This window comes from Salmonella sp. SAL4457 (assembly GCF_046548235.1).
In the GTDB taxonomy this organism is placed as follows: Bacteria; Pseudomonadota; Gammaproteobacteria; order Enterobacterales; family Enterobacteriaceae; genus Salmonella; species Salmonella enterica.
The window spans coordinates 177003-187562 of record NZ_JBGDZO010000001.1; the positions used below are offsets into that span (position 1 = coordinate 177003).

General features: G+C 41.6%; 8 protein-coding genes. All 8 read left to right on the forward strand.

Features of this window, described 5'->3' with window-relative positions; genetic code table 11:
• Positions 1–51 precede the first annotated feature (51 nt).
• The 8 genes from ACLJNW_RS00820 to wzzB all read left to right on the forward strand — a co-directional run bounded on the left by ACLJNW_RS00820 (position 52) and on the right by wzzB (position 10519).
• Positions 52–1113, forward strand: a complete 1062-nt coding sequence (locus ACLJNW_RS00820) for a glycosyltransferase family 4 protein (protein ID WP_001521643.1) — start codon at positions 52–54, stop codon at positions 1111–1113.
• Positions 1114–2058 carry an O antigen biosynthesis rhamnosyltransferase RfbN gene (rfbN, locus tag ACLJNW_RS00825; protein ID WP_000705151.1) on the forward strand — a complete coding sequence of 315 codons (945 nt, stop codon included), beginning with the start codon at positions 1114–1116 and terminating at the stop codon, positions 2056–2058. It abuts the gene before it with no gap.
• Complete coding sequence (locus tag ACLJNW_RS00830) at positions 2059–3498, forward strand: mannose-1-phosphate guanylyltransferase/mannose-6-phosphate isomerase (RefSeq protein WP_000009016.1); 1440 nt, start codon at positions 2059–2061, stop codon at positions 3496–3498. It begins immediately after the preceding gene.
• Positions 3485–4918, forward strand: coding sequence for an O-antigen biosynthesis phosphomannomutase RfbK (rfbK, locus tag ACLJNW_RS00835; protein ID WP_001103643.1), 1434 nt, complete (start codon positions 3485–3487; stop codon positions 4916–4918). Before ACLJNW_RS00830 ends, rfbK begins: the two co-directional genes overlap by 14 nt.
• A gap of 71 nt (positions 4919–4989) precedes the next feature.
• Positions 4990–6420 (forward strand): undecaprenyl-phosphate galactose phosphotransferase, encoded by a 1431-nt coding sequence (locus tag ACLJNW_RS00840; RefSeq protein WP_000368707.1) that lies wholly within the window; start codon positions 4990–4992, stop codon positions 6418–6420.
• 163 nt (positions 6421–6583) lie between these two features.
• Complete coding sequence (gndA, locus tag ACLJNW_RS00845; protein WP_000043530.1) at positions 6584–7990, forward strand: NADP-dependent phosphogluconate dehydrogenase; 1407 nt, start codon at positions 6584–6586, stop codon at positions 7988–7990.
• A gap of 236 nt (positions 7991–8226) precedes the next feature.
• Positions 8227–9393, forward strand: a complete 1167-nt coding sequence (gene ugd, locus ACLJNW_RS00850; RefSeq protein WP_000704825.1) for a UDP-glucose 6-dehydrogenase — start codon at positions 8227–8229, stop codon at positions 9391–9393.
• A 142-nt stretch (positions 9394–9535) separates the two neighbouring features.
• Positions 9536–10519 (forward strand): LPS O-antigen chain length determinant protein WzzB, encoded by a 984-nt coding sequence (wzzB, locus tag ACLJNW_RS00855; RefSeq protein WP_023195129.1) that lies wholly within the window; start codon positions 9536–9538, stop codon positions 10517–10519.
• Positions 10520–10560: the final 41 nt, after the last annotated feature.

Sequence of the window (10560 nt, forward strand, 5' to 3'; positions counted from 1 at the left end):
CCTTATGATTATTGCTTTAAAGATGCGTATGGAAAAACGGAGAGCTATTCAATGATCGTAAACCTATCACGTTTAGGTAAAAGTGGTACGGGAATGTGGCAATACTCGATTAAATTTTTAACGGCACTGCGAGAAATAGCTGATGTTGACGCAATAATCTGTAGCAAGGTACACGCTGATTATTTTGAAAAGCTCGGTTATGCAGTAGTTACTGTTCCGAATATTGTTAGCAACACATCAAAAACATCGCGACTTAGACCATTAGTATGGTATGTATATAGTTACTGGCTTGCGCTGAGGGTTTTAATTAAGTTTGGTAATAAAAAATTGGTGTGTACTACACATCACACTATCCCCTTACTGAGAAACCAAACGATAACCGTACATGATATAAGACCTTTTTATTATCCAGATAGTTTTATTCAGAAAGTGTATTTTCGCTTTTTATTAAAAATGTCCGTTAAGCGATGTAAGCATGTTTTAACGGTATCTTATACCGTTAAAGATAGCATTGCTAAAACTTATAATGTAGATAGTGAGAAAATATCAGTAATTTATAATAGTGTTAATAAATCTGATTTTATACAAAAAAAAGAAAAAGAGAATTACTTTTTAGCTGTTGGTGCAAGTTGGCCACATAAAAATATTCATTCATTCATAAAAAATAAAAAAGTTTGGTCTGACTCTTATAATTTAATTATTGTATGTGGTCGTACTGACTATGCAATGTCTCTCCAACAAATGGTCGTTGATCTGGAACTAAAAGATAAAGTGACTTTTTTACATGAAGTCTCATTTAATGAATTAAAGATTTTATATTCTAAAGCCTACGCGCTTGTTTATCCATCTATTGATGAGGGTTTTGGTATACCTCCTATTGAAGCGATGGCATCAAATACTCCAGTTATAGTGTCCGATATACCAGTATTTCATGAAGTGTTAACCAATGGTGCATTATATGTGAATCCGGATGATGAAAAAAGCTGGCAGAGTGCAATTAAAAATATAGAGCAGTTGCCTGATGCAATTTCCCGATTTAACAACTATGTCGCACGGTATGACTTTGATAATATGAAGCAGATGGTTGGCAATTGGTTGGCGGAATCAAAATAAATGAAAATAACATTAATTATTCCCACATATAATGCAGGGTCGCTTTGGCCTAATGTTCTGGATGCGATTAAGCAGCAAACTATATATCCGGATAAATTGATTGTTATAGACTCAGGTTCTAAAGATGAAACGGTTCCGTTAGCCTCAGACCTGAAAAATATATCAATATTTAATATTGACTCTAAAGATTTTAATCATGGAGGAACCAGAAATTTAGCAGTTGCAAAAACTCTGGACGCTGATGTTATAATTTTTCTAACGCAAGATGCAATTCTCGCGGATTCGGATGCAATTAAAAATTTGGTTTATTATTTTTCAGATCCATTGATAGCAGCGGTTTGTGGTAGACAACTTCCTCATAAAGATGCTAATCCCCTTGCAGTGCATGCCAGAAATTTTAATTATAGTTCAAAATCTATTGTTAAAAGTAAGGCAGATATAGAAAAATTGGGTATTAAAACTGTATTTATGTCCAATTCTTTTGCTGCCTATCGCCGTTCCGTTTTTGAAGAGTTAAGTGGGTTTCCTGAACATACAATTCTTGCCGAGGATATGTTTATGGCGGCTAAGATGATTCAGGCGGGTTATAAGGTCGCCTACTGCGCTGAAGCGGTGGTAAGACACTCCCATAATTATACCCCGCGAGAAGAGTTTCAACGATATTTTGATACTGGTGTATTTCATGCTTGTTCTCCGTGGATTCAGCGTGACTTTGGCGGAGCCGGTGGTGAGGGTTTCCGCTTCGTAAAATCAGAGATTCAATTCCTGCTTAAAAATGCACCGTTCTGGATTCCAAGAGCTTTATTAACAACCTTTGCTAAATTCTTGGGTTACAAATTAGGCAAGCATTGGCAATCTTTACCGTTGTCTACATGTCGCTATTTTAGCATGTACAAGAGTTATTGGAATAATATCCAATATTCTTCGTCAAAAGAGATAAAATAAATGTCTTTTCTTCCCGTAATTATGGCTGGCGGCACAGGTAGCCGTTTATGGCCGCTTTCACGCGAATATCATCCGAAGCAGTTTCTAAGCGTTGAAGGTAAACTATCAATGCTGCAAAATACTATAAAGCGATTAGCTTCACTTTCTACAGAAGAACCCGTTGTCATTTGCAATGACAGACACCGTTTCTTAGTCGCTGAACAACTCCGTGAAATTGACAAGTTAGCAAATAATATTATTCTCGAACCGGTAGGCCGTAATACTGCACCAGCGATCGCTCTTGCCGCGTTTTGTGCGCTCCAGAATGCTGATAATGCTGATCCTCTTTTGTTGGTTCTTGCTGCAGATCATGTGATTCAGGATGAAATAGCTTTTACGAAAGCTGTCAGACATGCTGAAGAATACGCTGCAAATGGTAAGCTTGTAACTTTTGGTATTGTTCCAACGCATGCTGAAACGGGTTATGGATATATTCGTCGTGGTGAGTTGATAGGAAATGACGCTTATGCAGTGGCTGAATTTGTGGAGAAACCGGATATCGATACCGCCGGTGACTATTTCAAATCAGGGAAATATTACTGGAATAGCGGTATGTTTTTATTTCGTGCAAGCTCTTATTTAAACGAATTAAAGTATTTATCACCTGAAATTTATAAAGCTTGTGAAAAGGCGGTAGGACATATAAATCCCGATCTTGATTTTATTCGTATTGATAAAGAAGAGTTTATGTCATGCCCGAGTGATTCTATCGATTATGCAGTTATGGAGCACACACAGCATGCGGTGGTGATACCAATGAGCGCTGGCTGGTCGGATGTGGGTTCCTGGTCCTCACTTTGGGATATATCGAATAAAGATCATCAGAGAAATGTTTTAAAAGGAGATATCTTCGCACATGCTTGTAATGATAATTACATTTATTCCGAAGATATGTTTATAAGTGCGATTGGTGTAAGCAATCTTGTCATTGTTCAAACAACAGACGCTTTACTGGTGGCTAATAAAGATACAGTACAAGATGTTAAAAAAATTGTCGATTATTTAAAACGGAATGATAGGAACGAATATAAACAACATCAAGAAGTTTTCCGCCCCTGGGGAAAATATAATGTGATTGATAGCGGCAAAAATTACCTCGTTCGATGTATCACTGTTAAGCCGGGTGAGAAATTTGTGGCGCAGATGCATCACCACCGGGCTGAGCATTGGATAGTATTATCCGGGACTGCTCGTGTTACAAAGGGAGAGCAGATTTATATGGTTTCTGAAAATGAATCAACATTTATTCCTCCGAATACTATTCACGCGCTGGAAAATCCTGGAATGACCCCCCTGAAGTTAATTGAGATTCAATCAGGTACCTATCTTGGTGAGGATGATATTATTCGTTTAGAACAACGTTCTGGATTTTCGAAGGAGTGGACTAATGAACGTAGTTAATAATAGCCGTGATGTTATTTATTCATCAGGTATTGTGTTTGGAACGAGTGGGGCTCGCGGTCTTGTAAAAGATTTTACACCTCAGGTATGTGCTGCTTTTACGGTTTCATTTGTTGCCGTTATGCAGGAACATTTTTCCTTTGATACCGTAGCATTGGCAATAGATAATCGTCCAAGTAGTTATGGGATGGCTCAGGCGTGTGCTGCTGCATTGGCGGATAAAGGCGTTAACTGTATTTTTTATGGAGTGGTACCAACCCCAGCTTTGGCCTTTCAGTCTATGTCTGACAATATGCCTGCGATAATGGTTACGGGAAGTCATATTCCATTCGAGCGGAACGGCCTCAAGTTTTATCGTCCTGATGGTGAAATCACGAAACATGATGAGGCTGCGATCCTTAGTGTTGAAGATACGTGCAGCCATTTAGAGCTTAAAGAACTCATAGTTTCAGAAATGGCTGCTGTTAATTATATATCTCGTTATACATCTTTATTTTCTACTCCATTCCTGAAAAATAAGCGTATTGGTATTTACGAACATTCAAGCGCTGGGCGTGATCTTTATAAGCCTTTATTTATTGCATTGGGGGCTGAAGTCGTTAGCTTGGGTAGAAGCGATAATTTTGTACCTATAGATACAGAGGCTGTAAGCAAAGAGGATCGGGAAAAAGCTCGCTCATGGGCTAAAGAGTTCGATTTAGATGCCATATTCTCGACAGATGGGGATGGTGATCGCCCTCTTATTGCTGATGAGGCCGGTGAGTGGCTAAGAGGCGATATACTAGGTCTATTATGTTCACTTGCATTAGATGCAGAAGCCGTCGCTATTCCTGTTAGTTGTAACAGCATAATTTCTTCTGGCCGCTTTTTTAAACATGTTAAGCTTACAAAAATTGGCTCGCCTTATGTTATCGAAGCTTTTAATGAATTATCGCGGAGTTATAGTCGTATTGTCGGTTTTGAAGCCAATGGCGGTTTTTTATTAGGAAGCGACATCTGTATTAACGAGCAGAATCTTCATGCCTTACCAACTCGTGATGCTGTATTACCAGCAATAATGCTGCTTTACAAAAGTAGGAATACCAGCATTAGCGCTTTAGTCAATGAACTCCCAACTCGTTACACCCATTCTGACAGATTACAGGGGATTACAACTGATAAAAGTCAATCCTTAATTAGTATGGGCAGAGAAAATCTGAGCAACCTCTTAAGCTATATTGGTTTGGAGAATGAAGGTGCAATTTCTACAGATATGACAGATGGTATGCGAATTACTTTACGTGATGGATGTATTGTGCATTTGCGCGCTTCTGGTAATGCACCTGAGTTACGCTGCTATGCAGAAGCTAATTTATTAAATAGGGCTCAGGATCTTGTAAATACAACGCTTGCTAATATTAAAAAACGATGCTTGCTGTAAAAAAATTGAATGTTATTTACTTAATATGCCTATTTTATTTACATTATGCACGGTCAGAGGGTGAGGATTAAATGGATAATATTGATAATAAGTATAATCCACAGCTATGTAAAATTTTTTTGGCTATATCGGATTTGATTTTTTTTAATTTAGCCTTATGGTTTTCATTAGGATGTGTCTATTTTATTTTTGATCAAGTACAGCGATTTATTCCTCAAGACCAATTAGATACAAGAGTTATTACGCATTTTATTTTGTCAGTAGTATGTGTCGGTTGGTTTTGGATTCGTTTGCGACATTATACATACCGCAAGCCATTTTGGTATGAGTTAAAAGAAATTTTTCGTACGATCGTTATTTTTGCTATATTTGATTTGGCTCTGATAGCGTTTACAAAATGGCAGTTTTCACGCTATGTCTGGGTGTTTTGTTGGACTTTTGCTCTAATCCTGGTGCCTTTTTTTCGCGCACTTACAAAGCATTTATTGAACAAGCTAGGTATCTGGAAGAAAAAAACTATCATCCTGGGGAGCGGACAGAATGCTCGTGGTGCATATTCTGCGCTGCAAAGTGAGGAGATGATGGGGTTTGATGTTATCGCTTTTTTTGATACGGATGCGTCAGATGCTGAAATAAATATGTTGCCGGTGATAAAGGATACTGAGATTATTTGGGATTTAAATCGTACAGGTGATGTCCATTATATCCTTGCTTATGAATACACCGAGTTGGAGAAAACACATTTTTGGCTACGTGAACTTTCAAAACATCATTGTCGTTCTGTTACTGTAGTCCCCTCGTTTAGAGGATTGCCATTATATAATACTGATATGTCTTTTATCTTTAGCCATGAAGTTATGTTATTAAGGATACAAAATAACTTGGCTAAAAGGTCGTCCCGTTTTCTCAAACGGACATTTGATATTGTTTGTTCAATAATGATTCTTATAATTGCATCACCACTTATGATTTATCTGTGGTATAAAGTTACTCGAGATGGTGGTCCGGCTATTTATGGTCACCAGCGAGTAGGTCGGCATGGAAAACTTTTTCCATGCTACAAATTTCGTTCTATGGTTATGAATTCTCAAGAGGTACTAAAAGAACTTTTGGCTAACGATCCTATTGCCAGGGCTGAATGGGAGAAAGATTTTAAACTGAAAAATGATCCTCGAATCACAGCTGTAGGTCGATTTATACGTAAAACTAGCCTTGATGAGTTGCCACAACTTTTTAATGTACTAAAAGGTGATATGAGCCTGGTTGGACCACGACCTATCGTTTCGGATGAACTGGAGCGTTATTGTGATGATGTTGATTATTATTTGATGGCAAAGCCGGGCATGACAGGTCTATGGCAAGTGAGTGGGCGTAATGATGTTGATTATGACACTCGTGTTTATTTTGATTCCTGGTATGTTAAAAACTGGACGCTTTGGAATGATATTGCCATTCTGTTTAAAACAGCGAAAGTTGTTTTGCGGCGAGATGGTGCGTATTGAGCTTACCGAGAAGTACTGAATAATAATTGTATAAAATAGCCTGCGTAAAATCTGAACGCATCAATCGCTACCTTAATAGCATACCTTTGAGTTAACATACTATTCACCTTTAACCTGCCATGACCGTTTGTGGCAGGGTTTCCACACCTGACAGGAGTATGTAATGTCCAAGCAACAGATCGGCGTCGTCGGTATGGCAGTGATGGGGCGCAACCTCGCGCTCAACATCGAAAGCCGTGGTTATACCGTCTCCGTTTTCAACCGCTCCCGTGAAAAGACCGAAGAAGTGATTGCCGAGAATCCCGGCAAAAAGCTGGTGCCTTATTACACGGTGAAAGAGTTTGTTGAATCCCTCGAAACGCCTCGTCGTATCCTGTTAATGGTGAAAGCGGGCGCAGGTACTGATGCAGCTATCGATTCGCTGAAACCGTATCTGGAAAAAGGCGATATCATTATTGATGGCGGTAACACCTTCTTCCAGGACACAATCCGTCGCAATCGTGAGCTGTCTGCGGAAGGTTTTAACTTTATCGGTACCGGTGTTTCCGGTGGTGAAGAGGGCGCGCTGAAAGGGCCATCTATCATGCCTGGCGGTCAGAAAGATGCCTATGAACTGGTGGCGCCGATCCTGACGAAGATTGCTGCTGTGGCGGAAGATGGCGAACCGTGCGTGACCTATATCGGCGCCGATGGTGCTGGTCACTACGTCAAGATGGTCCACAATGGTATTGAATATGGCGATATGCAGCTTATCGCTGAAGCTTACTCCCTGCTGAAAGGCGGCCTGAACCTCAGCAATGAAGAGTTGGCGAACACTTTTACCGAGTGGAATAACGGCGAGCTGAGCAGTTATCTGATCGACATCACTAAAGACATCTTCACTAAAAAAGATGAAGACGGAAACTACCTGGTGGATGTCATTCTTGATGAAGCCGCCAACAAAGGGACCGGTAAATGGACCAGCCAGAGCGCGCTGGATCTGGGCGAACCGCTGTCGCTGATTACCGAATCTGTCTTTGCGCGTTACATCTCTTCGTTGAAAGCGCAACGTGTTGCCGCATCTAAAGTGCTCTCCGGGCCGAAAGCGCAACCGGCAGGCGACAAAGCGGAATTTATCGAGAAAGTGCGTCGCGCGCTGTATCTTGGCAAGATCGTCTCCTATGCGCAGGGCTTCTCACAGCTACGCGCCGCGTCTGATGAATATCACTGGGATCTCAACTACGGCGAGATTGCTAAGATTTTCCGGGCGGGCTGTATCATTCGCGCTCAGTTCCTGCAGAAGATCACCGATGCTTACGCAGAAAACGCCGATATCGCTAACTTGCTGTTAGCGCCTTACTTCAAGAAAATTGCTGATGAGTACCAGCAGGCGCTGCGAGATGTCGTGGCTTACGCGGTGCAGAACGGCATTCCGGTGCCGACATTCTCTGCGGCAGTGGCCTACTATGACAGCTATCGCGCCGCAGTACTGCCAGCTAACTTAATTCAGGCGCAGCGTGACTATTTTGGTGCGCACACCTATAAACGTACTGATAAAGAAGGCATTTTCCATACCGAGTGGTTGGAATAATTTCTGCAAAAATGTTTAAGCCCGGTTTAATACCGGGCTTTTTTTTATCTCTATTCTTATTGATTTATCGCTTTTGCTTAATATTAACTTAATAATCTGTGTTTATCGTAATGAAGATAATCTGAATTGTTTTCGTCTGCGTTGCACTTTATATACTCAGGCGTTAAAACTTTAATATCTTATCAGGATGCGAAATACATCATGATTCATAATTAAGTTAATTCTGAGAGCGAATAATGAAAATCACGATATCCGGGACGGGTTATGTTGGCTTGTCTAATGGTTTGCTTATTGCACAACATCATGATGTGGTGGCGTTAGACATTGTTCCTTCCCGTGTTGAACTGTTAAATGATCGGATATCTCCGATTGTTGATAAAGAAATTCAGCAATTTTTAAAGGAAGATAACATCAGATTCAGGGCAACGCTGGATAAGTTTGATGCGTACCAGAATGCAGATTACGTCATCATTGCTACGCCTACGGATTACGATCCCAAAACTAACTATTTTAATACGTCCAGTGTGGAATCGGTCATTCAGGATGTGATCAGCATCAACCCCGCAGCCGTGATGATTATTAAGTCTACGGTGCCGGTTGGCTTCACGGCGGCAATGCGTCAGAAGTTTGCGACAGAAAATATCATTTTCTCTCCGGAGTTTTTACGTGAAGGTAAAGCCCTTTACGATAACCTTTATCCCTCCCGTATCGTGATTGGGGAACAGTCTGAGCGCGCCAGAGAATTTGCCGCATTACTCCAGGAAGGCGCTATTAAACAGGAGATTCCAACGCTGTTTACGGACTCCACTGAGGCGGAAGCTATTAAACTTTTCGCCAATACTTATCTCGCTATGCGAGTCGCTTATTTTAATGAATTAGACAGCTATGCTGAAACGTTAGGATTAAATACCCGACAAATTATTGAAGGGGTGTGCCTCGACCCGCGTATTGGCAATCATTATAATAATCCCTCTTTTGGTTATGGCGGATATTGTTTGCCAAAAGATACCAAACAGTTGCTGGCCAATTATCAATCGGTGCCTAATAATATTATCTCCGCTATCGTTGAAGCAAACCGTACGCGTAAAGATTTTATTGCCGACGCTATCCTCGCCAGAAAGCCTAAAGTGGTGGGCATTTATCGCCTGATTATGAAGAGTGGCTCCGATAACTTCCGCGCCTCATCGATTCAGGGGATTATGAAGCGCATTAAAGCGAAAGGCGTAGAGGTCATCATCTATGAGCCGGTAATGGAAGAAGATACTTTCTTTAACTCACGTCTTGAACGTGATTTGCACTGCTTTAAACAGCAGGCGGATGTCATTATTTCCAACAGGATGGCGGCAGAGCTTTTGGATGTTGCTGAAAAAGTGTATACCCGCGATCTTTTCGGTAGTGATTAATAAGGCAATCGGGGCTGATGAGTCCCGATGATTTATTGACCATATGGAAATAATGTCTGATTTTTATCATTAATCCTATGGCATATATTTGCTTTATGACTACACTGTCTCCAGCTTCATCCTTTTTTTAGTTAGGGTATCTATGACAGTGGATAGTAATACGTCTTCCGGGCGTGGGAACGATCCGGAACAGATTGATTTGATTGAGTTATTGCTACAGTTATGGCGTGGGAAGATGACCATTATTGTAGCCGTTATTATCGCCATTTTGCTGGCCGTAGGCTACCTGATGATAGCCAAAGAAAAATGGACATCCACGGCGATTATTACCCAACCTGATGCCGCGCAGGTTGCCACCTATACCAACGCGCTCAACGTCTTGTATGGCGGGAATGCCCCCAAAATCTCTGAAGTGCAGGCGAATTTTATAAGCCGCTTTAGTTCTGCGTTTTCCGCATTATCGGAAGCGCTGGATAATCAGAAAGAGCGGGAAAAGCTCACCATTGAACAGTCGGTAAAGGGGCAGGCGCTGCCACTCTCGGTTTCTTATGTGAGTACTACCGCTGAAGGGGCGCAGCGTCGGCTGGCGGAATATATCCAACAGGTGGATGAAGAGGTCGCTAAGGAACTGGAAGTTGACCTGAAAGATAACATCACGCTGCAAACCAAAACGTTGCAGGAGTCCCTTGAGACGCAGGAAGTTGTGGCGCAGGAGCAAAAAGATCTGCGTATTAAGCAAATCGAAGAAGCGTTGCGCTATGCGGATGAGGCCAAAATCACGCAGCCGCAGATTCAGCAAACCCAGGATGTTACCCAGGACACGATGTTCCTGTTGGGGAGCGATGCGCTAAAATCGATGATACAGAACGAAGCGACGCGTCCACTGGTCTTTTCTCCGGCCTATTACCAGACGAAGCAGACACTGCTGGACATTAAAAATCTGAAAGTGACTGCCGATACGGTGCACGTCTATCGTTATGTGATGAAGCCGACGCTGCCGGTCCGTCGCGATAGCCCGAAAACAGCCATTACCCTCGTGCTGGCTGTATTGCTGGGTGGGATGATCGGTGCCGGGATTGTGCTGGGACGCAATGCGCTACGTAGCTATAAGCCAAAAGCCTTGTAAGCTTCTTTGCCGGATGGTGGTCGGCTACGACAGGTAAAATT